At 50.5% G+C, this 21,110-nt stretch carries 23 protein-coding genes; 13 read left to right on the forward strand and 10 right to left on the reverse strand.

Features of this window, described 5'->3' with window-relative positions; all coding sequences use genetic code 11:
• Nucleotides 1-458 precede the first annotated feature (458 nt).
• From AC04MQ_RS15985 to AC04MQ_RS16000, 4 genes are all read left to right on the forward strand, one after another.
• A complete protein-coding gene (locus AC04MQ_RS15985) occupies nt 459-1,124 on the forward strand; it encodes a PilZ domain-containing protein (protein WP_015091238.1) in 666 nt (221 codons plus the stop codon).
• A 78-nt stretch (nt 1,125-1,202) separates the two neighbouring features.
• Complete coding sequence (locus AC04MQ_RS15990) at nt 1,203-1,532, forward strand: hypothetical protein (RefSeq protein WP_015091239.1); 330 nt, start codon at nt 1,203-1,205, stop codon at nt 1,530-1,532.
• Entirely contained in the window at nt 1,533-2,300 is a 768-nt protein-coding gene (locus tag AC04MQ_RS15995; protein ID WP_475392572.1) for a nitroreductase family protein, read from the forward strand.
• Nucleotides 2,301-2,306: 6 nt separating this feature from the next.
• Nucleotides 2,307-3,356, forward strand: coding sequence for an AI-2E family transporter (locus AC04MQ_RS16000; protein ID WP_015091241.1), 1,050 nt, complete (start codon nt 2,307-2,309; stop codon nt 3,354-3,356).
• Between the two features lie 59 nt (nt 3,357-3,415).
• Here the strand turns inward: AC04MQ_RS16000 and AC04MQ_RS16005 are convergent, their stop codons facing one another.
• Nucleotides 3,416-5,032, reverse strand: a complete 1,617-nt coding sequence (locus tag AC04MQ_RS16005; protein ID WP_015091242.1) for a fumarate hydratase — start codon at nt 5,030-5,032, stop codon at nt 3,416-3,418.
• Between the two features lie 474 nt (nt 5,033-5,506).
• On the opposite strand from AC04MQ_RS16005, the gene AC04MQ_RS16010 reads away from it, so the two are divergent.
• Both AC04MQ_RS16010 and AC04MQ_RS16015 read left to right on the forward strand, forming a co-directional pair.
• Nucleotides 5,507-7,048: an MFS transporter gene (locus AC04MQ_RS16010; RefSeq protein WP_041577658.1), complete on the forward strand. Its 1,542-nt coding sequence runs from the start codon at nt 5,507-5,509 to the stop codon at nt 7,046-7,048.
• 152 nt (nt 7,049-7,200) lie between these two features.
• Nucleotides 7,201-8,172, forward strand: a complete 972-nt coding sequence (locus tag AC04MQ_RS16015) for a universal stress protein (protein ID WP_015091244.1) — start codon at nt 7,201-7,203, stop codon at nt 8,170-8,172.
• Here AC04MQ_RS16015 and AC04MQ_RS16020 read toward each other — a convergent pair.
• A complete protein-coding gene (locus tag AC04MQ_RS16020) occupies nt 8,169-8,684 on the reverse strand; it encodes a response regulator transcription factor (RefSeq protein WP_015091245.1) in 516 nt (171 codons plus the stop codon). The genes AC04MQ_RS16015 and AC04MQ_RS16020 overlap by 4 nt on opposite strands.
• Nucleotides 8,685-9,250: 566 nt before the next feature.
• Here AC04MQ_RS16020 and AC04MQ_RS16025 point away from each other — a divergent pair.
• Nucleotides 9,251-9,877, forward strand: a complete 627-nt coding sequence (locus AC04MQ_RS16025; protein WP_011164596.1) for a TetR/AcrR family transcriptional regulator — start codon at nt 9,251-9,253, stop codon at nt 9,875-9,877.
• A gap of 61 nt (nt 9,878-9,938) precedes the next feature.
• Nucleotides 9,939-10,937, forward strand: a complete 999-nt coding sequence (locus AC04MQ_RS16030; RefSeq protein WP_475392573.1) for an NAD(P)H-dependent flavin oxidoreductase — start codon at nt 9,939-9,941, stop codon at nt 10,935-10,937.
• Here the strand turns inward: AC04MQ_RS16030 and AC04MQ_RS16035 are convergent.
• Nucleotides 10,923-11,402: a DUF4442 domain-containing protein gene (locus AC04MQ_RS16035; protein WP_235046088.1), complete on the reverse strand. Its 480-nt coding sequence runs from the start codon at nt 11,400-11,402 to the stop codon at nt 10,923-10,925. The genes AC04MQ_RS16030 and AC04MQ_RS16035 overlap by 15 nt on opposite strands.
• Before the next feature lie 240 nt (nt 11,403-11,642).
• Here AC04MQ_RS16035 and AC04MQ_RS16040 point away from each other — a divergent pair, with 240 nt between their 5' ends.
• The gene (locus tag AC04MQ_RS16040) at nt 11,643-11,855 is read left to right on the forward strand and encodes a hypothetical protein (protein ID WP_015091248.1); all 213 of its coding nucleotides are present in this window, start codon (nt 11,643-11,645) and stop codon (nt 11,853-11,855) included.
• Between the two features lie 6 nt (nt 11,856-11,861).
• Here AC04MQ_RS16040 and AC04MQ_RS16045 read toward each other — a convergent pair whose 3' ends face one another.
• From AC04MQ_RS16045 to AC04MQ_RS16055, 3 genes are read right to left on the reverse strand one after another with little or no spacing between them, the layout of a single operon-like run.
• Nucleotides 11,862-12,257: a DUF1634 domain-containing protein gene (locus AC04MQ_RS16045; RefSeq protein ID WP_475392574.1), complete on the reverse strand. Its 396-nt coding sequence runs from the start codon at nt 12,255-12,257 to the stop codon at nt 11,862-11,864.
• Entirely contained in the window at nt 12,254-13,069 is an 816-nt protein-coding gene (locus AC04MQ_RS16050) for a sulfite exporter TauE/SafE family protein (protein WP_015091250.1), read from the reverse strand. The genes AC04MQ_RS16045 and AC04MQ_RS16050 overlap by 4 nt, the downstream gene beginning before the upstream one ends.
• A gap of 9 nt (nt 13,070-13,078) precedes the next feature.
• Nucleotides 13,079-13,468, reverse strand: a complete 390-nt coding sequence (locus AC04MQ_RS16055) for a hypothetical protein (RefSeq protein ID WP_235046089.1) — start codon at nt 13,466-13,468, stop codon at nt 13,079-13,081.
• A 50-nt stretch (nt 13,469-13,518) separates the two neighbouring features.
• Here AC04MQ_RS16055 and AC04MQ_RS16060 point away from each other — a divergent pair, with 50 nt between their 5' ends.
• Entirely contained in the window at nt 13,519-14,757 is a 1,239-nt protein-coding gene (locus tag AC04MQ_RS16060; protein WP_015091252.1) for an MFS transporter, read from the forward strand.
• Between the two features lie 6 nt (nt 14,758-14,763).
• On the opposite strand, the gene arfB is transcribed toward AC04MQ_RS16060, so the two are convergent.
• Complete coding sequence (gene arfB / locus AC04MQ_RS16065) at nt 14,764-15,165, reverse strand: alternative ribosome rescue aminoacyl-tRNA hydrolase ArfB (protein ID WP_475392575.1); 402 nt, start codon at nt 15,163-15,165, stop codon at nt 14,764-14,766.
• On the reverse strand, nt 15,162-15,611 hold the full coding sequence (locus AC04MQ_RS16070; protein WP_475392576.1) for an OsmC family protein: 450 nt from the start codon (nt 15,609-15,611) through the stop codon (nt 15,162-15,164). Before AC04MQ_RS16070 ends, arfB begins: the two co-directional genes overlap by 4 nt.
• A 142-nt stretch (nt 15,612-15,753) precedes the next feature.
• Here AC04MQ_RS16070 and AC04MQ_RS16075 point away from each other — a divergent pair, with 142 nt between their 5' ends.
• Together AC04MQ_RS16075 and AC04MQ_RS16080 are read left to right on the forward strand one after the other, a co-directional pair.
• A complete protein-coding gene (locus AC04MQ_RS16075) occupies nt 15,754-17,337 on the forward strand; it encodes an Rnase Y domain-containing protein (RefSeq protein ID WP_475392577.1) in 1,584 nt (527 codons plus the stop codon).
• Between the two features lie 128 nt (nt 17,338-17,465).
• Nucleotides 17,466-17,891 (forward strand): response regulator, encoded by a 426-nt coding sequence (locus AC04MQ_RS16080; RefSeq protein WP_011164606.1) that lies wholly within the window; start codon nt 17,466-17,468, stop codon nt 17,889-17,891.
• A gap of 67 nt (nt 17,892-17,958) precedes the next feature.
• Here AC04MQ_RS16080 and AC04MQ_RS16085 read toward each other — a convergent pair whose 3' ends face one another.
• Nucleotides 17,959-18,531 (reverse strand): hypothetical protein, encoded by a 573-nt coding sequence (locus AC04MQ_RS16085; RefSeq protein WP_475392578.1) that lies wholly within the window; start codon nt 18,529-18,531, stop codon nt 17,959-17,961.
• Nucleotides 18,532-18,739: 208 nt separating this feature from the next.
• On the opposite strand from AC04MQ_RS16085, the gene AC04MQ_RS16090 reads away from it, so the two are divergent.
• Entirely contained in the window at nt 18,740-19,771 is a 1,032-nt protein-coding gene (locus tag AC04MQ_RS16090; protein ID WP_475392579.1) for a hemolysin family protein, read from the forward strand.
• Here the strand turns inward: AC04MQ_RS16090 and AC04MQ_RS16095 are convergent, their stop codons facing one another.
• Nucleotides 19,772-21,109 carry a sensor histidine kinase gene (locus tag AC04MQ_RS16095; RefSeq protein WP_475392580.1) on the reverse strand — a complete coding sequence of 446 codons (1,338 nt, stop codon included), beginning with the start codon at nt 21,107-21,109 and terminating at the stop codon, nt 19,772-19,774.
• Nucleotide 21,110: the final 1 nt, after the last annotated feature.

Genomic DNA, 21,110 nt, shown 5'->3' on the forward strand with positions numbered 1-21,110 from the left:
ATTTTGCCCCGAAAAACTCACGAAATTATGTCAGATGAAATATATGCGTTCTCACCGAGGGCCCCACGATTGCATTACTGACTTTGCATGAACGATGTAACGGCAAATAGCCCAGATCAACAGCTTCACTTGCGCTTTCATACCACAGAGCCCATGAACCTCTCCCAGGGTGGTCTCTATGGTGAGAAAGATCAGCTTGGCGATCTTCACTCCTATTATATAGGAGGCGGCATTTACGCTGTATCCATTCAAATACCCTTCCCTCCAGTGAGGGGGCCTGAGCAAGAGGCCCTCTCACCCCTCCTCCCGTCAGAGTCTCATTTTGAGAGGAAGGAACTTAACACTGTCAGTAATTTCTAGACACCTGTTCACGCACTTTTTCTGAAGAGCCATTCTGCGCAGGTCTGAAGCTGGCTTCATGCTTGCTTATAGGAATCTGCACAAGGGGGAACTTAAGAATGATGAACACACAAATCTTTATCACCGGGACCAACCGTATTCCTGCGCAACTGAAAAACGAAAAGACTTTCGATTGCACACTGATCGACAATCCCTATTCGCTGCGCCCGGTTCTGCAAAACAACGACGTCGAAAAAATTATCGTCGTCTTCCTGCCTTTTCTGGAAGTGCGGCACTTTGACCTGTACAGCTATCTGCAAAAAACCACCCGCAATGTGAAGACCTTCTTCGTGGTGAACGAGCTTTCAAGCTCGATGAAAATCCGCCTGAAATCCCGCAATGACTTCGTGGTGCTGTGGAAGACCGAAGAGGCCAACTTGCTGAAAGACATCCAGGCCCACCTGAATGGCCGTCAGCTGGAGCTTCGTCAGGACAAGCGCGAAACGCAGGAAAGCCGCGCCATGGTCAGTCCGTCTATGCTGCCCTCGGGAATGGAAAACCGCGGCTTTCAACCCATCATGGGAGGTGCCTTTGAGAACATTTCACTTAACGGCTCTTGCCTTAAGATTAAGGCTCCATTCTATACGAAGAAAGACTTTGTCAATCTCACCTACCAGAACAAAGAAGGTGAATATGTCAGCGTCGAAGGACAAGTCCGCTGGTCACGCTGGAACGAGATTGAGCAGGCTCAGGAACTGGGCGTTCAGTTTCTTACCCAAGCCTGACACTGACGCTATGCCTTGATAACACTGTCTGTTGCCTCCCCCTCTAAACTGTGCGTTGATTGAGAGGCGGAGGCCTTTATGAAAGCGTTCATTCTTGCTGTATTTGCAATTCTTATGTCACAGTCAGTTTTTGCCAAAACCATCCAGGTCACCGGACGTGGTTCGGAGTATTCCTACTGCAATGCCAACAGCGGAACCTTCTGTTTTAACGACATCAAGCGCCGCGCCGAAAGCGAAGCCGAACGCGATGTCCGCTGGACCTGCGAGATGACCCATCGTGGGCGCTCTTTGACCTACACCATATTCAAAAACACATTCTGCAGCCCCAGCTATTTACCACCAAAACACGATGGAACCTGGATCAACTGCCGTAGCGATGCACGCATGCAGTGCGAGGTTCAAGACTAGATGTCCGACAATATTTTCAGCAAAGCTCCTGACGTCATGTATTCTGAACCTGCAGTTGCATGCGACTTTGGCGAATTCACCAAAGTTGTCGAAAGCCGTCGTTCTGTCCGCCACTATACCAATGAATCGATTCCGGATGCTGTCGTCGAAGAATGCCTGCGTTTGGGATTGCTGGCACCGAATTCCTCCAACCTTCAGCCGTGGGAATTTTACTGGATAAAAAGCCCGGACAAGCTTCAGCGTATGAAAGAATTCTGTCTGAATCAGCCGGCAGCGCGTACCGCGCCGACGCTGATTGCCTGCGTGGCCCGTCCCGATCAATGGCAGCGGGGTCAGAAGATCAATCAGGCTTATTTTTCCAACCGCCATGACACCCCGAAAAGTGTTCATGCCTATTACAACAAACTTGTGCCGTTCGTGTATGGCAATGGTCCCTTGCATATTCTGGCACCGTTTAAAAGCCTGGCTGTGTTTTTCCTGGGAATGTTCCGGGTTATGCCACGCGGGCCTTTTGGTCGCAGCGGCAATTTGCTATGGGCCACCAAAACCACCGCCCTGGCCTGTGAAAACCTGATGCTGGCTTTTCGTGCTGCCGGTTATGACAGCTGTCCGATGGAGGGCTTTGACGAAGTCCGCGTGAAAAAGCTGCTGGATCTGCCCTCCGGGGCCGCCATCACAATGATTATCAGCGCCGGCAAAAGATCTGAAAAAGGCATCTATGCTGAACGCATTCGTGGCAGCCAGGATTTATTTATCAAGAAAGTGTAGGACGTTATGCTGAATTCTTTCAAAGACAAACCGCAAGCTGTGCACTGGGTTTTATTTGCGCTGTTACTGACGGCCTTTTTATTTATCAATATTCCCTTCCTGATGCCTCTGCTTCTTGCCGGTGTCTTTGCCATGGGTCTGAATGACTGGATTGAAAAGCTTAGCAGGAAAGGCCGTCTGGGGCGCAAATCCTGGTCCATTATCTTTATGCTGGTGGGAATGGGACTGTTCCTGATCCCGTTGTCTTTGGCCATCTATCGCATCGTCGTTTACGCCAGCCAGCCGAAAAATATTGAAACCGACCAGATCCTGACTCAGGCACACAATCTGAAAAATTACGCTCTGAATCTGCTGCAAAAGCTTTCAGATTTCACCGGAACTGATCTGGCCGGTCCGGCCAAAGAGGTGATGGAAAATGTGCTGCATAAAATCGGCAGCAGCGCTTTGGAGTATTCCACGCAGTTCCTGGGTCAGCTTCCGGCGATTTTACTTTTGATTTTTGTCTTTTTGATATCCATGACCGTGATGCTGATTAAAGCACCGGGCATCAAAAAATTCACCCTGAAGTATTCCCCGCTTCGCGAGGAAACGACGGAAAAACTGATCCTGATCACGAAAAAAAGCTGCTGGATCACTCTGTTTTCCACGCTGGTCATCGGCTTGATTCAAGCAAGTCTGATCGGTGCCGGCAGTTTGATCTTTGGCGAAGGTGATTTCTGGCTGGTATTGACCATCACCTTCTTTGTGTCTTTTATCCCGGTGATTGGCGCGGCCCCTGTGGGTTACCTGCTGTGTGTGCTGGCCTTTATTGGCGACCGCACCGGCGCAGCCGTTGGCCTGTTCATCGTGGCAACAATCGCGGGAAGTATCGACAATATCATCAAGCCGTTTATTATTGGCGGTGAGCAGGATATTTCTGCCGTGATTGGCTTCACCTGTGTGGTCGGCGCGATCATCATGATGGGGCTGCCGGGCCTTCTTATCGGACCGGTGATCATGAACCTGTTTGTGGGAATCTCGCCCCTGCTTTTGAAAGAAAACGGCAACGTAAAATAAACAGGTGAAGTAAAACAAGTGAAATAGAAAAAGCCTCCCAATGGGAGGCTTTTTAATTTTTAAAGTCTTTTGATCACGGACTTGAAGAAGTCATTTCCTTTGTCATCGACGATGATAAAGGCCGGGAAGTCTTTCACTTCGATCTTCCACACAGACTCCATGCCCAGCTCTGGGAAATCCAGCACTTCCACTTTCGTGATGCATTCTTTACCCAAACGAGCCGCCGGGCCGCCGATCGACCCCAGATAGAAGCCACCGTACTGTTTGCAGGCTTCTGTAACCTGAGGGCTGCGGTTTCCCTTACCCAGCATGATCATCGAACCGCCCAGCGCCTGGAAGGTGCCCACATAAGGGTCCATGCGCTCACTGGTCGTCGGACCAAAGGATCCGGAAGCGTAACCTTTTGGTGTCTTTGCAGGACCCGCGTAATAAACCGCATAATCCTTGAAGTACTGAGGCACACCTTCGCCGCGATCCACTTTTTCTTTCAGCTTCGCATGGGCGATGTCACGAGCCACGATCATCGGACCGTTAAGCATCACACGGGTTGCCACTTTTTGCTGGGAAAGAACTTTCAGCGTTTCTGCCATGGGTTTGTTCAGATCAATTTCAATCGCTTCAGCACCAGCATCCTGCAGGTGATTTGGCAGGTACTGTTCCGGGTGAAGCTCCAGCTGCTCAAGGAAAATACCATCACGGGTGATTTTGCCTTTGATATTGCGGTCCGCAGAACAGCTGACACCCACGCCGATCGGGCAACTTGCCCCGTGACGAGGCAGACGAATCACGCGCACATCGTGCACGAAGTACTTGCCACCGAACTGAGCGCCGATGCCGGTTTCACGGGCCCACTGCTCGACTTGTTTTTCCATTTCCAGATCACGATAGGCACGACCGCCTTCGCTGCCTGTCGTTGGCAAACCATCCAGATAACCCGCAGACGCGTATTTCACGATCTTCAGAGTTTCTTCCGCAGACGTCCCACCCACGCAGAACGCCAGGTGATACGGTGGACATGCCGCCGTCCCCAAAGAGTTCAGCGTTTCGCGCACGAACTTTTCAAAACCCTCCGGATTCAAAACCGCTTTGGTTTTCTGATACAGATAGGATTTATTCGCACTGCCGCCACCTTTGGCCAGGAACAGGAAATTGTATTCCTCACCCTGCTCGGAATAAATGTCGATCTGCGCTGGCAGATTGCTGCCGGTGTTTTTTTCTTCAAAGAAAGAAATCGGCGCCATCTGAGAAAAACGCAGATTGCGTTTTTGGTAAGTGTTGAAAATCCCTTTGGACAGGAATTCCTTGTCGTCAGCACCGGTGAAGACGCGCTCCCCTTTTTTGCCGACTACAATCGCTGTTCCCGTATCCTGACAGGATGGGAACTCCATTTGCGCTGCGATCACCGCATTGCGCAGCAAATCCACCGCCACAAAGCGATCATTGGGGGATGCTTCTGGGTCCTGCAGAATTTTTTCAAGCTTTTCAAGGTGTTTTGGGCGCAACAGATGCGACACATCGCTCAATGCCTCTTGCGCAAGCAATTCGAGGGCCTCAGGTTCTACAATCAGAACCTCGCGCTCGCCGACTTTTTCCACGCGCACGTGATCGGAAGAGATTTTTTTATATTGGGTAGTATCTTTTTGCTTTTCGTAGAGGGGGAAGTATTTAAATGACATGCAAATGAAAGTAGCATTGCGTCGTGTTCGCGCGCAAGCCCCGGCAGGCTGTGTTAGGTGGGCTATTTAGGTGGGACTTTGTGAGCCGCGATTGCGGCGGTTTTCTTGGGACCGGGTCTCTCTTTCGCTGGGAGAGTGGTCAGGAACCTACCGAGGTTAGAAGGTTTCGTTTGTAACGTCTCCTTCTGAAACACAACATATCGCCCTGGACCTATAAGCACAAAGTCATAATATTTACCGCTTCCATAAGTTTTGCTTATGGCAAACTCAGGGGTCCCATTAAACAGATTTGAGCGATTTCATCGTGAAGTTTTTGCAGCGTATCACAAAAGGGGGAAATTAAAATCCCACTCTGGAACCAGTTTCCCGGCTCCCTAACACAATCTTGAAATAACTTCGGGGCAACCGAAGGCTCTTTAGATTGCAAAGTGGCCCATTTTCCTTTAGCTTCCTCGAAATTTTACCGGAGGTCCCATGGCTTTACTACTCGTCAGCGCCTGTCTGTTCGCGGTTATTTTCTTGTACTTCAAGAACAACCCGCTGGGACATTCACGCAAGTTCATGATTCGTCGTTTCGTAAACTGGTTCCCTCTGGGTATGACTTATGCCTTCTTGTACATGGCACGTTACAACCTGAATGTTTCCAAGAACGCCCTGGGCGACCTGATGACCAAAGAACAATTTGGTATCATCTTCGCAGCCGGCACAATCACCTACGGTTTCTCTTTCCTTCTGAATGGTCCGATCGTTGATAAAATCGGCGGTAAAAAAGGTATCATCATTGCGGCTCTGGGTTCATCCATCATGAATCTTTTGATGGCAGGTGCGACTTATCTGTTCCTGATGGGCACTTTGAAAACAAACATGGTTGTGGCGTACTCTGTCTTGTTCGCGCTGAACATGTTCTTCCAGTCCTACGGTGCGGTTTCCATCATCAAAGTAAAAGCTTACTGGTTCCACGTGCGTGAACGCGGTGTCTTCGGTGCGATCTTCGGCACTTTGATTTCCTTCGGGGTTTACTTCGCATTCGACTGGGGTCAGGCGATCGTTGAAGCTTCCAAGCTGCAACTGGGTCACGAACCAACAGCCTTCCAAAGCTTTATCCGTCACATCTTCGCTATCGACACCGGCGTGACGAATGCCACATGGCTGGTGTTTGCAATCCCAGCCTTCCTGTTGTTGGTTTGGGCATTGATCGACTTCGTTCTTTTGAAAGACTCTCCGGCTGAAGCCAATTTCGGTGACTTCGATACTGCGGACGCTTCCTCTGACTACGATGATTCCAACGTTAAAATCACTATCGGCTTCATGCTGAAAAAGATCTTCACAAACCCTGTGATGATCACAATCGCCCTGGTGGATTTCACTTCCGGCGTTCTGCGTAACGGTATCATGCAATGGTATCTGGTCTTCGCTCACGAGATGAAAGACAAAGACGCTGTGTTCTTTGAAGGCTCTCAGTTCTTCATCAAAAACTGGGGTCTGTTGCTTTGTATGACTGGTATCTTCGGTGGTTTCATGGCGGGTATCGTGTCTGACCGCTTCTTCCAGTCCCGTCGCGGTCCTCCAGCGGCGATCAATAACTTCATCATGATCATCCTTTTGATCATCATGGCGTTCAGCCTGTTCTCAAATCCAACCGTATTGGGTCTGGCAGCAATCATGATCACCCTGACAGTTATCGGCGTTCACTCTTTGATGTCCGGTACAGCAGCTGCTGACTTCGGCGGTAAGAAAATGACTGCCACCGCGTCTGGCATCGTGGATGGTTGCGTGTACCTGGGCTCTGGTATCCAGTCCCTGGCGATCGGTTACCTGTCTCACAAGAGCTGGGCTTACTGGCCGCTGTTCCTGATCCCGTTTGCGGTGATGGGGCTTCTTCTTTCCCTGCGCATGTGGAATGAACTTCCAAAAGCGACCAAAAAGTACATCGAAGAAATCGAAAAGGCGGAAGAAAAAGCTCAGAAACTGGGCACCACAACGGTGGGCAGTTCCGACCCGACTCCGACCACATAGGACCTTTCTGGTTCATTTTAAAAAGCCTGCCCCACCCGGCAGGCTTTTTTCGTTTTAAGACCTGTCATCTGCCACACTGATTCCCGACAAGCTCTAAGCCGATTTCTTTATTGCATCTATTCTTCGCGGCACAATAACGACTGGGAGGTTCTATGAGAATCATCTGGGCTTTGGATGCTTTTGAAGACAACAAAGAACTCAACCAGCGCATGGCGGACTATCTGACCCACCTGCACCAGACACTGCAGGCGGAAATTGAACCCCTGTACCTTTTGCGCGAAAACGAAATCGTACTGCCAACCTATGAGGTCCCGGCCTGGGTCACAGATCACTCCAAAACCGCCGAATCGCTCTTTAAAGAGGTTCTGAGCGACTATAACCTTCCTTTCCTGCTAGAACCAAAGGTCATCCCCCACGCCTCACAGTCGCACGCTGGGGCCGCAGAAACCCTGTCCCACTATGCCCTGCGCACCGGAACCAACCTGATCGTCGTCGGCAGCCATGGCCGCGAAGGGTTTCAGCGCTTTATCCTGGGAAGTTTCGCCGAAAGCCTGCTTCTGCAAAGCGAAGTCCCGGTCTGCGTGGTGGGAGCCCACACCACCAAAACCCGCTCGCCGAAAAACATCCTGTTCCCGACCGAGTTTGGAGAACATTCCAAGGACAACTTCCGCCACGTTTTGGAGTTGGCAAAAAACCTGAAGTCCGGCGTGACCCTGCTGCATGCGATTGCTCGTCCGATCGAAAGCCTTTTTGATCTGGACACCCGCCCGCGCATTTATAACTTCAAAGGACAGATGCTGACGCTGGATCAAATCATCGAACACACCATCGAGGAACAATCCCATCGCGCCCAGTACTGGGTCGATTGGGCCCATAAGGAAGGCGTGGAAGCGCAATTTATTATTGATAATTCATTCCGCGGCGTGGATGAACTGGTGATGGAAGCCATCGACAGCACCGAAGCAGATCTGGTGGTGATGGAAGCCCAAAGCGGCCCGATGAGCGCCGCCATCTTAGGCAGCTACACCCGCAATGTGGTCCGCAAGGCCCACTGCCCGGTGTACGTGCTGACCCGCCACTTCTATGACAAGAAAGAGGACCGCTTTATTGAGCCGTCCCCTTAGTTGCGCACCTGGGACGGGCGCATGGATTCTGGAAGTTTCTTATAAATATTATTCAAATGAGTTTTCAACGTCGCCTTGGAGATAAAAAGCTTCTCGGCGATGTTTGCATTGGTCATACCCTGAAGCACCATTTGCATAATGCGGATTTCACTCTTGGTCAGACCCTTTTCACGGAAGTAGGCTTCCTGCTTCTGGAATTTTTCTTCGCTTTCATCCAGCGGATAAAGCAGAGTGGTGATCTTATCGCCGTCGTTCACGATCAGCGCATCCACCTTGTGACCTTCAATTTCAGTGGCTTTGAAAAGCTTCATGCCTTCAGAAATGGCGGAGCATTCCTCGATCTTCTTATACAGAGTCATGCACGTCTTGGAGCACTGCTGACCCAGCATATCACCACAGGTGCGAATGCTGTTTTCATTCTGATAAAGAACTCGCTTGTCCTGATCCTTCACGCACAAACCCAGCTTGGTTCCCAGGTTTGCAAAGTGCTTTAAATCATTCTGGCCGTCCACACGCCACCTCCGTCCATTTCATAGTCGCCGAAAGCCGCTCTGCAAAACATGATGCCCATCATAGGACCCAAAATAATTAAAACTCGTAACTTCATATACTTAGCAGCCTTATTAACATGCTTTTAAAATGTGAGGCCGGCGGCCTTGATGCGCATTGCGCGCAGCGATGGACGAACGATACTTTGCCAACATATTGGATCCCCGAACACACCCTTGGAAGCGCTATTCGCTGAAATTCCGCAGCAGAACTCAAAAATTTCATTCACAAAGTTCGAAGAGAAATTTAAAAACAACTCGTAGAAAACAGGTATTTCGACATAAACATAATTAAAAGCTCTTATTTCTACCGCTTTTTGATTACGATAGAGCAATACTTCTAATGTTTAGGGGTATAGGATCAGAATAAGACGATAGTTTTAATTTTATGTTAAAGATTGGTAAAGATGTACCTCTGGGGGGGACGTCGGTACCGCCAAGTGATACTTACCGAACTAGTATTGAATTATAAACCCTCTTGGCCGAATATGAACCTGAGCCAAGTTTATAACCTCAAAAAGGAGGAATTTATGGGTGCAGCTCCACAAACTCACACAAGTCCTGAAAAGAAGTACATGCTGAAAATCCCCGTCCAGAAACGCTCCAAAGAGACGGTGGCTAGCATTGTAGAATCCTGCGCACGCCTTCTGGTTCAAGAGCCCTACCACGCTATCACTACTGACAAGATCGCCGAAATGGCGGGTGTCAGCATCGGGTCTCTGTATCAGTTCTTTGCCAACAAAGAAGCCATAGTGGCCGCGGTGATCGACGATCTTCTGCAGAAAGACCTGGCATATATTGAAGAGAAACTGGCTCATCTTCAAACGCCGGACCTGGATGCCAAGATCCACGCCTTCATCGACATCGGTTTCACGCGCTTCCACGACAACCGCCCGCTCAGAACCGCCCTGCAAGGCGTTCAAGGCATGCTGGATTACTGGGAAACACGCCGTGTGTTCTTTGAACACTATCAAAAAGCGGTTTTGGCACATATGCCGGTTTACCAGGGACGCGATCGCGATATGATGGCCCTATTCGTCGTCAGCTGCTTTAACAACATCCTGCAATTGGGATTGTTGGGACCGCAAACTGTCGAACGCGAAGAAGCGATCAAAAAAGAAGTCTTCACTCTGTTCAGCAGATACCTGAAGCCTTAAGAAATCACTTGCGTCCTCCGAGCCTCCCCGTATTCTTTATGAAAGCAGGGAGGCTTTTTTTATGCTCAAAAAGATCAAAACCAGTTTCACCGACACCATGGGCATCGACTATCCCATCATCGCAGCCCCCATGTTTCTGGTCAGCAACACCGACATCGTCGTCGAAGCCAGTGAAGCCGGCGGCATCGGCACCTTCCCTGCCCTGAACTACCGCCCGATCGAACAATACGCTGAAGCCCTGAAAAACATCAAAAGCCGCACCAAGAAACCCATTGGCGTGAATGTCATTGTGAACAAAAGCAACACCCGCCAGGGTGAAGACATCAAAGTGGCCCTGGATCACGGCGTGGACATGTTCATTACTTCTTTGGGAAGCCCCAAATCTGTGATTCGGGACGCCCACAAAAATGGCGCCAAGGTATTTTGCGATGTCACGAATCTGGAGCACGCCCTGAAAGTTCAGGACATGGGCGCTGACGGCGTGATCGCTGTGGGCGCCGGCGCTGGCGGACATGCCGGCCCGATTTCTCCGTTGGTTTTGATTCCGTGGCTTAAAACCCGACTGCAGATCCCCATCATTGCCGCCGGAGGCATTGCTCACGGATCCATGATTTCGGCGTGTCTGGCACTGGGCGCTTCCGGCGTCAGCGTGGGAACCCGATTCATCGCCAGTCGCGAAGCTCAGGTGGATCAGTCCTACAAGGACGCCATCGTGAATTCCACCCCGGAAGATATCGTGATGACCACACGAGTGTCAGGCACACCGGCTGCGGTGATCAACACCCCTTACGTGCAGAAAATGGGAACTGATTTGCCGTGGGCAATGAAGATCCTGAAAGACTACAAACTGACAAAGAAATACATGGTACCGTTGATTCATTTGATGGGAATGAAGTCCCTGGAGGCGGCTGCCACCAAACCCACTTGGAAAACCGTATGGACTGCCGGGCAGTCTGTGGGCCTGGTGGAAGAAATTCTGACCGTGAAAGAAATCTACGCCAAACTCATCAACGAATATGATGAGAGCGTAAAAAGCCTTTCCCGGTTAGGCCTTGATTGATCTGTTTCTGACGGAAAGTGTGAGCTCATAAGTCATGATGGGCTCTGTTTCACTCACTGAAGGAACGATCGCATAACCCTTCATTTTTCGTTCAATACGGTTCGGATTGGTTTTGGACTCTTCAATCAAAGAGTTCACCATTTCGACTTCGTCGCAGATAAAGTGCACATCGCCATCACCGCGCTTCAGATAGTCGCCTTTGAAATCCTTGAACACGAAGTCAATCTTCTGCTTGCTTTCTGCAATGGAAAAAACCGCCGCTGCCGCGATGGAAAGTTCTGCACCAATCCCCAATGCACCAAAATACATCGAGTTCAGGTGATTCTTCGTGCGATACCCCAGCGGGATCTTGATCACAAAGCGCTTTTTGCCAGCTTCCACCACACGGGGACTGACAAACAAAACCAAAGGAATTTTGAAAAGACCATAAAGATGAACGAACAGTGTGTATTTGAGATTTTTCATATTCATTCATCAATAGTAGGACTCACGCCCAGAGATGGACCAGCGTTTTTCACTGAGGCCTCGACCTTTTGACAAAACGCACCATCAGGAGTGTAATGAAATCAGACAGGAGTTCCGTGAATTTTCCCCTCATACATGTTCTCATTCCCTCCTTCTCACGGACTCCTGCCCCGTTTTATTGACCCCTTGACTATTCGCCTTTAAAGGAGAGGATAGAAACAGCAAGGGGTTCTTTTTTATATGGAACAAGCTCCACCCAAAACCAAATTTCTGGATCGCTGGACGCCACGAGTGTTTCGTGAAGCGAAGCAGATTTTCCGCGAAAGCGGATTAAAGGGCGTGATTCGCCGTTATGGCTGGAAATTCTTTGCCGTGTTTTTTGCTTATTATCTGATTCGCGATATTACTTTGTACATTATTCTGCCGTGGTACCTGGCGAAGAACTTGTTGTAAGACTATTTACAAATCAATTCCCAAAAGGAAACTTCCCACCAAAGCCACAAAAACTGTCAGCGCCATCAGCGCAAGCCCTTTGTCTTTTTGCTTCAGGAACAAGATGGCGGTCATCAGGACGCGCACCAACGGCAGACACACCAACACCACCAGACCAAACTGGGCAATCAACAGCGCGCGATCATTCATCACCAGCGCCCATTGAATGTTTTCCACGAAGGGACGAGGTTCATACGTGCTGAAGGACTGTAAATCTGATCCATCACGCAACCACATCCACAGCCAGCCCGTCAGCAGGAAGATCCCGGCAAACAAGACACCACCGCGCAGAATCTGACTGATGGTCAGCTCCAGATCATGCAAAGACTCTTTTTTTTCCGGTGTTTGCGGAGTCGGCGTCATTTCAACCCCTTGATGATCATCTGAATGGACACGATACTTAGAACTACCACGAAGATCTGACGAATCCTTACCGCTGGAATTTTCACCATGGCCTTGGCACCGACAAAAGATCCCACGATGATTCCGACAGCCACAGGGGCTGCGATTTCAGGACGGATATCCCCGCGCAGAAGATACGCCCCGGCGCTGGCAGAGGCCGTCACACCAATCATAAAATTCGACGTCGCACTGGAAACCTTAATCGGAATCTTCATTGCTCCGTCCATGGCCAAAACCTTGAAGATCCCGCTGCCGATACCCAAAAGGGCCGACATCACACCCGCGCCAAACATGGCAAACAGACCCAGCGGTACATTCTGCACCTTGTATTCAATCAGACGGTTGTCACTTTCCGGATAGATGCCATCAAGCTTCAGCTTTTCGGCCCAGGGGTGATTGACGGTGGCAATGTGTTCACCGCGCTTTCGCAGCATCATCAGGGCCGAAAAAAACAGGAAGGTTCCAAACAGAAGGAACAGAAATTGTGCTTTGATAAAAGAGGAAATCAGAAAACCAACAATGGCGCCACTGACTGTTCCGACCTCAAGAAACACAGCCAGTCGCAGATTGGTCAAAGAATCTTTCAGGTAGCTGGCAGCAGCCCCCGAGGACGTGGCCACAATCGAAATCAAGCTGGCGGCAATAGCGTAGCGAATATCGACGTGGTACACCAGAGTCAGAACCGGAACCACAATAATTCCGCCACCAAGCCCCAGAAGGGCCCCGAGGAAACCGGCGGCCATGGAAGTGATCAGCAGCAGTAACTCAAACATTGCGTTTGCTTACTTTACGCACTCGTACAGCTTAACCAAGCGAGCTCCGTAGTAAGTGTCTTTCTTTGTGAACTGCCAAGGTGGATACGGCAGGAAAACAGCTTCAGCACACTGGCCAGGCTGAGCCACCGCCCATTGACGATCTTCGGAAGACGCTGTGAAGATTTCGTTTGTTTTAGTGTCCTTAATACCGATAGCAAAAGAAAACACCTGAGATGTGATATTTCCTTCGGCGCGTGTGACAAGTGCCACAGGAAGCTCTACACGTTCAACACTGGTGATTTCACCAATCACAGTTTTAGAGAAGATCACACTGTAGTTAGCCAGCACCGCCCACAGGATCAAACCAAAAACCACCAAACCAATAACAAACTTCGTAAACTTCCAAATTGTTGCCATATCCATGGCTTATCGGTAAGTTTTAAACACGTCAACAAAAAGGACCCCCCGTGTTTTCCAAACAAGAAAAGCTCCTTCTCGCGATTCTGGCTTCCATTCAGTTTAGCTCCATCGTGGACTTCATGATCATGATGCCGCTGGGGCCGCAGTTGATGCGCATGTTTGCGATCAACCCGCATCAGTTCGGACTCCTCGTGTCATCGTACACCTTCTTTGCGGGCTTGAGCGGCTTTGCCGCCTCTTTCTTCCTGGACAAATTTGATCGCAAGGCCTGCCTGCTGTTCTTCTTCATTGGGTTCTCGGTGGGGACCGTGGCCTGCGGCCTGGCGCCGAACTATGAAATGCTGCTTTTGGCCCGCGGCCTGACCGGCGTCTTTGGCGGCGTGCTGGGCTCGTTGGTTCTTTCCATTGTCAGTGATGCAATTTCTTACGAGCGTCGGGGCAGCGCCATGGGCGTGATTATGACGTCGTTTTCCATGGCCTCCATTCTGGGGGTCCCCTTCAGCCTGTTCCTGGCAAACCAGTTCAACTGGCACGCTCCGTTTATCTTCCTGGGATGCACGTCCCTGGCACTTTGTGTGGTGATCTGGTTCAAAGTTCCGTCCATGAGCAAACACCTTGAGGGCGGCATCATCAAAGAGCCCATGTGGAACACCATCAGCCGCATCGCCAACAACAAAAACCAGCGCCGTGGCCTGTATTTCATGTCGTCGGTGATGTTCGGCCACTTTGCCATCATTCCATTCCTGTCGCCATCACTGGTGGCCAATGCCGGCCTGACCGAATCCCAACTGCCGCTGATGTACATGATTGGCGGCGCCTTTACGATTTTCAGCTCCCCGTTCATCGGACGTCTGGCGGATCGCTATGGAAAACACAAGGTCTTCTTGTGGGGGGCCCTGGTGACGCTGATTCCTTACTGGGTGATCACCAATCTGGGACCCAGTCCTCTTTGGGTGGTGCTGGCGATCTGCGCCTTCTTCTTTGTGGTTTCCGGCGGACGCATGATTCCGGCGACAGCTTTGGTTTCTGGGACAGCCCGACCGCAAAACCGCGGAAGCTTCATGAGCATCGTCAGCTGCGTGCAGCAGTTGTCGTCAGCGGTTTCAAGTTACATCGGTGGCTTGATTGTCACGACCGGGGCTCATGGACGTCTGGAGCATTACCCGGTGGTGGGCTATATCGCCATCGGCTTCACCTTTGTCGCGATCTTCCTGTCCCGCCGTATTGAAGCGGTTGAAGGCGGCGGCCCGGCTCCAGTCGAGCACGTGGCAGAGCCTGTCGTTTAAATTATTTTACTTCACTTTTTGGCGCAGGGATTTGGTTTCAGAATGTTTGCGCTTGGTATCCAGACGCTTGCGCACAGAACTGCGGGACGGCTTGGTGGCCACTCGTTTTTTGGGAACAAAGAGGGCTTTTCTTAAAAGTGCATGCAGACGAGCAATGCACTCGGAACGGTTCTGATCCTGATCCCGATGCACATCGCTGCGAATCAGAATATCACCCTCTTCGGTCAACTGCGCGGCCAGCTTGGCCTGCAGGCGCAATTTCAATTGCTCGCTGATCACCTGGGAACTCATCAGATTCCAACGCAGAATCGCCGCCGAATTGGTGCGATTGACATTCTGCCCTCCGGGCCCGCGGGACCGGGCATAGGTGAAGTCAAGTTCTGCAAAAGGAATCTGAATATTGATCATGCCTTGGAGCTTTCAAAGTCGGCCTGTCCTTCGCCGATCTTCACGTCGTTCAGGTACACCTCGTAATCAATCGGAGAGGCTTTCACGACCATCGCGCTGACGCCGCAGTACTTGGTCATGGACAAAACCACAGCCTTCATCAGCTGTTCGTTCTTCATTTCGCCTTTTACGAGGAACTTCAGTTTTACGCGGTCGAAAATGGACGGATAGCCCGCCGTGGTGTCGGTGTCTGCGTCCACGTTGCAGGACTGAAGCCCGACTCTCATTTTCTGCAGGATGGAAACCACGTCCATCCCGGTGCAGCCGCAGATACTGGCCAAAAGCAGTTCTTTCGGGGATGGCCCTTGGTCCTTGCCTCCATCGCTGCGTGAATCCATAGCAACCTTGTGGTCACGAATCTGCGACTCGAAGCCGATGCCTCCAACCCACTTCGTTTGACACGCCATATGACCCATTAAAACCTCCTGCGGTGCGCTTGGGAAGTAGCCTACCGTCCATAACGCCAGAAGTAAAGGCCCCCATTGCCGCGGCAAAGGTTTGCAATGACCTTCCATTGAGAGTTACAATAACAGGGTTAGGAGTACCCTTATGATTGCAATGATTGCTACAGCCATAATTGGAATTTTCGCCGGTGGTGGTTTGGGCTGGGCCTTGCACAAATTCTTCAGAGCGCGCACTTTGCGTCTGGCTCGCGAAGAGGCCCAGGATATTTTAGACGAAGCCAATGAAGTCATCGAACTTCGCAACCTGGAAGAAAAAGAACGCATCCAGGAAATCGAAATGGAATTGTGGACCAAGGTGGAACCCGAGATGCTGAAGTCCGAAGGACGCATCGAGGATCTGCAGGAAGTCGCCAACGAGAAAAAAGCCAAAGCCGACGCCATCGTTCAGGAAGAAAAGAAGAAACTTCAGGACCGCGAAGCTGACGTAAAAGTTCAGGAACAGGCCCTGCGTGGCCAGGAATCTGAACTGGGCAAAATCAAGGACGCCCAGAAGGCGCTGAACCAGGATCTGGTGCAGAAGCTGACCGAGCGCCTGGGCACTTCCGCTGAAGAATTCAAAACCCAGCTGAAAAACCAGATGGAAGAGGAATCCCGCCGTCGTGCTGCCCGCATGATCCAGGAAACCGAAGCTGACACCAAAGAACACGCCGAATCTGAAGCCAAGCGCATCTTAAGCCTGGTGATTGACCGTTTCGCCCGTCCTTACTGCGCAGAGCGTGGCATTGGTGCGGTGAACTTCCCGGATGCTCACATCCGCAAGCTGTTCTGCGACCCGGCTGGAAACAACATCAAGGCCGTTCAAGATGCCTGCGGTTGTGACATCATCGTGGAAGAAGGCATGGACATGGTCGGCGTTGCCGGCTTTGACCCTGTTCGCCGCGAGATGACCCGTCGCACGCTGGAGCGCATCTTCAAGGAAAAGAAAAACATCAATCCTGATTTCATCAGAAAAATTGCTGAGAATCAGAAGAAAGAGCTTTTCAAAAACATCAAACACGATGGCGACTCTTTGGCTAAAGAATTGAAACTGGAAGGTTTGAACGCCGAGATCCGTCAGATGATGGGTTCTTTGCGCTATCGTTATTCCTTCACTCAGAATCAGTATTTCCACTGTGGTGAAGTGGGCTGGCTGGCGGGCCTGATGGCAGCTGAGCTGGGTATTGATATCAAGAAAGCACGCCGCGTGGGCATGCTTCACGATATCGGTAAATCCATGGACCACACCGTCGAGGGCGGTCACGCCGTGATTGGTGCCGACTTTATCGCGGCTCGTGGCGAAGCGGCTGACGTGGTTCACGCCGTGAAAGCCCACCACTTTGACGAACAACCAAGCACAGATCATGCGTTCCTTGTGATCGCGGCCGATGCGGTTTCTGGTGCTCGTCCGGGCGCTCGTCGTTCAACAATTGAATCCTACAATCAGAAAGTTTCCGAATTGCAGGACATTGCCCGCAGCTTCCCAGGTGTTACTGACTGCTTCGTATTGAGTGGTGGTCGTGAATGCCGAGTGATGGTGAATGGCAAAAAGGTGGATGACACTCAAGCCATGGATCTGTCGCGCAAAATTGCGGCACGCATCGAAGAAGAGTGCAATTATCCAGGATCAATTAAAGTGGTCGTGGTACGCGAAACAGTTGTCACAGAGCAAACAAGGAAAGAACTCGCATAAGCAATGTGAGTTCTTTCTGTCTTTAGACAGACCTTCTATTAAAATCCCTTCATGCTAGCTCTTTTAGAAGATTCTCCGATCTACTTCGGTTTCAATTACTAAAGTAGCGACACACAGGGAGAATATTCATGGTCTTAGAAACTAATCTCGAAAAACAACGCACACCTCGCGTTCTGGTGATCGACGATAGCTTGGATTCTGTGAAACTCATGTCACACATCCTTGATCACTACAAATGCGATGTCACGATGGCTTTCGACGGTCAAGATTCCATCCCACTTCTTGCGAACAGACATTTTGATTTGGTGATTTTAGACTGGCAAATGCCACAAATGGGCGGTCGTGATACTTTACTTTTGATGGATCGTCTTTTGACGGAAAGAAAGGTGCACAAGATCCGTAGACCCATTCCGGTGGTGATTTACACCGGACACAGCGAGGAAGAACTGGATCTGCCATTGGTGAGAAACTTCACCTATATGGGCTTTATCAATAAACGCCAGGCGTTCAGTTCCATGATGAGATCATTTAATTTTATTTTGCGTTCTATCTAAGGCAACTTAGGAACGCACGCAACGGGGCCGCGGGCATGATGTCCGTGGCCCCAGAACTATCAGCCCCTTATGGCTTCGCGCACTGCCCTTGACTCTGACAACGAAGCATATCAGTGCGATGCTGATGCATCTCTTTCAAAGTGTACTCAAGCTCCACTTCAAACCCCTGAGCCGCAGAGCCCTTCTGCGCGATAGAGAAGAACTCTTTCACGAAGGCAAACTGCTCTTTTTCGAAAGTCTGCTTGGTGGACGTGGAACGGAAGAACAAAGGTTTTCCAGAACGGTTGTATTTAAGGAAACGAGCTCTTTGCTCCTGGGCCTTCTGCAAACCAGCACGAACGTCTTTCCAGCATTTTACTTCAGCGATTTTCAAAACCTTGTTCAGGTTGTTATCAAAGATCACCACATCCAGCTCACCAATCGTGCGAGTTCCATCACCGTAAGCGATGCCCACTTCGACTTTGTATTGCGGAGCCGGATACGTGCGTTGCATTTCCAGGCGCGCGACTTCTTCACAGATTGCACCGGAATCTTCATAGCTGCGTGGAATATCTTTTAATTCAGAGAAATCCTGTGCCCAGTCAGCCGACGCCGTGGAAACAGACAACAACAGACCAAGAATCAATGATACAACTTTCATAGAACCCCCTCGAGGCCCCCTTTTTGCCGAGTTGCGCAACCAAAAGCAACTACATTGTCCGCGAAGCCTTATGATGCACCGCAACCATGAACCTCCATGCTTAAAACGCACTGCCCCTTTCCGGAAAGCGCGCCCCCAGTGTAGTATCAGAACCCTATGGATCCTGACCCTTACCCGAAATACTCGCCCCCTTCTCGCAGGAGCGCACATGACTGAGTTCATCGTTGTCGCCGCCTGCCTTTTCGTAAACATGCTTCTTTCCGGTTCCGAGATGGCCTTTGTCACGGTCAACCGGCAGCAATTAAAGCGACTGGCGCCGACTCATAAAAGCGCACGCCGCCTGCTGAAATTAAAAGAAAATCCGGAACGAACCCTGTCCGTCATCCAGATCGGCATCACCCTGGTGGGAGCAATTGCCGCTGCCGTCGGTGGTGCGGGAGCGGAAGAGGCCTTGAGTCCCTGGTTGATGAGCACTTTTGCCCTGTCTGAACAAACCGCAGAGGCCGTGGCCATTGCGATGGTGGTACTGCCTATTTCTTATTTAAGTGTGGTTATCGGCGAGCTGGTTCCCAAAACCTTGGCTTTGCGAAACCCCTTGGCCATTGCGCTTTTCACGGCACAAGGCTTGTACTTTGGCGAAAAGCTGCTTTCCCCGGCCGTGACCATTCTTGAATGGTCCACAAATGTCGTGCTGAAGCTGTTCACCTTTGGGAACTTCCACAAAGCGCCAAAAGAAACCCATATTGAATTTGAGGATCTGCCACAACAAACCAAACAATATGTGGTGAATCTGGTCAGTGCCGACAAGAAAATGGCCCGGGAAATCATGCTGACCTGGAAAGATGTCATCTTCGTGCGCAAGACCGACTCCATCGAAGATGTTGAGACCATCATTATGAACTCCCGCCACACCCGGTTGCCGGTTCTTGATGGTGAAGAGGTTATTGGTCTTATCAACACCAAAGAATTCCTGACCGCGCGCCGCTACGGTGAATCTGAGTGGCAAAGTGTGATCCGTCCAATTCTGCGCTTTAAGGCTTTTGAACCCTTGTTCCGAATTTTGCTAAAAATGCAGGAACAAAAGTCGCACATGGCGATCATCTATGAACAACAACACCCGATGGGTCTTGTGACCATGGAAGATATCTTTGAAGAAATCATCGGTGATGTCTTTGACGAAGATGACGATGGTCTGATGAAAAAGATCCTGGCGTCGAAGTCCCGCCGCCGTCCTATTTAATCAGCCTTCATTCAATGCCGGGAACTCGATCCCGGCCCGGGTTCCATCACTATTGGCCAGAGTGAACTTCCACCCATAAAGCGTGGCGACAGAAAACACCCAAGCCAAACCCAGCCCACTGCCTTTTTCCTGACCGGAACGATGAGGTCCGCGATTAAAAGGAGTCCCCAGACGTTCCAGCACCTCATCTGGCACCCCGGCCCCCTGATCTTTTACCATCAGAACATTTTCTTTTAAGACCACCGTCACCGAGTCTTGCGTGTAGCGAAGCGCATTCACGGTCAGGTTTTCAATCACCTGTTCCAGATGCAGCGGATTGCACATCACCTGAAAATCAGCCTGCAGGTCCAGACTCAATCGATCCGGATAAGCGCGCTGAATGGAACTGCACACGTCGCGCACCACGGATTGCACTTTTAGCACATGCAGATTTTCGGGCTTTTCAGCATTGGCCAGATCCGCCCAATCCAGGAAATTGGTGATGGTGCGGGAAACACGGTTCAACTGCCGCTGCACTTCGTGATTTTCGCTGGATTCCCAGTGATACTTTTCCTGCAGGCGTTCCAGCTCACGATTTAAAAGTGTCAGCGGGGTTTTGATTTCATGAACCATCTGGAAGGTCCATGATTTGGTGAATTTATTATTCACATTCACCCGCCCGACCAAATGGGAAATACCCTCCACCAAAGATTTGAATTCATCCCGGCGGCGCAGATATTTCATCTGCGGTGAAAGCAGGCGATGCGGTATCTCCGGGATGTCCTTTTTGCTTTCAAGCATGGCACTGGCTTCATGCAGGAAACCTTCCAGCTCACGCACCGGCGAAAACAGCTGGGCTGACAAAAACCACGTCATGACCAGAACAATGCCCACGATCAAAGAAATCAACACCACGGACCTCTGGGTCAGAGTTGACCAAAAAATGAAATTTGAATCCGTAATGGCCCCAACCTGCAAGGTGCGATTGGGAAATTTTGGCAGACTTAGATTCAAGACCCGCAAAAGCCTGCCATCTTGTTCGATAGTCACCCACTGCGGACTGCGCGGAATGGCCACCTCAAGCAGACTGACATTATCGGTCTGAAACAGAATTTCATCCTTGGAGTTTCGCACGATAAAGAACTTCCCCACGCGATCCGGGCCCAGCTCTTCAGAAATCAATGCGTTGGCAATCTGATAGTCGTAGGTTTTTAAATCAGACAGTTCGGAATCCACAATGGCCGTGGCGGTTTCACGAACCTGATCGTCAATAAAGGCCAGCCGCTCACTTTGATAGAAATACGCCAGTAAAAAGGTGATGCACAGACTGGTAAAGACCAGGGTTAAAAGTGAAAGCAAA

The sequence above is a fragment of the Bdellovibrio sp. MYbb2 genome, assembly GCF_056175685.1.

Coding starts and splice junctions, on each gene's coding strand:
- AC04MQ_RS15985 (WP_015091238.1), top strand. CDS start 459: ATGATGAACACACAAATCTTTATCACCGGGACCAACCGTATTCCTGCG.
- AC04MQ_RS15990 (WP_015091239.1), top strand. CDS start 1,203: ATGAAAGCGTTCATTCTTGCTGTATTTGCAATTCTTATGTCACAGTCA.
- AC04MQ_RS15995 (WP_475392572.1), top strand. CDS start 1,533: ATGTCCGACAATATTTTCAGCAAAGCTCCTGACGTCATGTATTCTGAA.
- AC04MQ_RS16000 (WP_015091241.1), top strand. CDS start 2,307: ATGCTGAATTCTTTCAAAGACAAACCGCAAGCTGTGCACTGGGTTTTA.
- AC04MQ_RS16005 (WP_015091242.1), bottom strand. CDS start 5,032: ATGTCATTTAAATACTTCCCCCTCTACGAAAAGCAAAAAGATACTACC.
- AC04MQ_RS16010 (WP_041577658.1), top strand. CDS start 5,507: ATGGCTTTACTACTCGTCAGCGCCTGTCTGTTCGCGGTTATTTTCTTG.
- AC04MQ_RS16015 (WP_015091244.1), top strand. CDS start 7,201: ATGAGAATCATCTGGGCTTTGGATGCTTTTGAAGACAACAAAGAACTC.
- AC04MQ_RS16025 (WP_011164596.1), top strand. CDS start 9,251: ATGGGTGCAGCTCCACAAACTCACACAAGTCCTGAAAAGAAGTACATG.
- AC04MQ_RS16030 (WP_475392573.1), top strand. CDS start 9,939: ATGCTCAAAAAGATCAAAACCAGTTTCACCGACACCATGGGCATCGAC.
- AC04MQ_RS16035 (WP_235046088.1), bottom strand. CDS start 11,402: ATGAAAAATCTCAAATACACACTGTTCGTTCATCTTTATGGTCTTTTC.
- AC04MQ_RS16040 (WP_015091248.1), top strand. CDS start 11,643: ATGGAACAAGCTCCACCCAAAACCAAATTTCTGGATCGCTGGACGCCA.
- AC04MQ_RS16045 (WP_475392574.1), bottom strand. CDS start 12,257: ATGACGCCGACTCCGCAAACACCGGAAAAAAAAGAGTCTTTGCATGAT.
- AC04MQ_RS16050 (WP_015091250.1), bottom strand. CDS start 13,069: ATGTTTGAGTTACTGCTGCTGATCACTTCCATGGCCGCCGGTTTCCTC.
- AC04MQ_RS16055 (WP_235046089.1), bottom strand. CDS start 13,468: ATGGCAACAATTTGGAAGTTTACGAAGTTTGTTATTGGTTTGGTGGTT.
- arfB (WP_475392575.1), bottom strand. CDS start 15,165: ATGATCAATATTCAGATTCCTTTTGCAGAACTTGACTTCACCTATGCC.
- AC04MQ_RS16070 (WP_475392576.1), bottom strand. CDS start 15,611: ATGGCGTGTCAAACGAAGTGGGTTGGAGGCATCGGCTTCGAGTCGCAG.
- AC04MQ_RS16075 (WP_475392577.1), top strand. CDS start 15,754: ATGATTGCAATGATTGCTACAGCCATAATTGGAATTTTCGCCGGTGGT.
- AC04MQ_RS16080 (WP_011164606.1), top strand. CDS start 17,466: ATGGTCTTAGAAACTAATCTCGAAAAACAACGCACACCTCGCGTTCTG.
- AC04MQ_RS16085 (WP_475392578.1), bottom strand. CDS start 18,531: ATGAAAGTTGTATCATTGATTCTTGGTCTGTTGTTGTCTGTTTCCACG.
- AC04MQ_RS16090 (WP_475392579.1), top strand. CDS start 18,740: ATGACTGAGTTCATCGTTGTCGCCGCCTGCCTTTTCGTAAACATGCTT.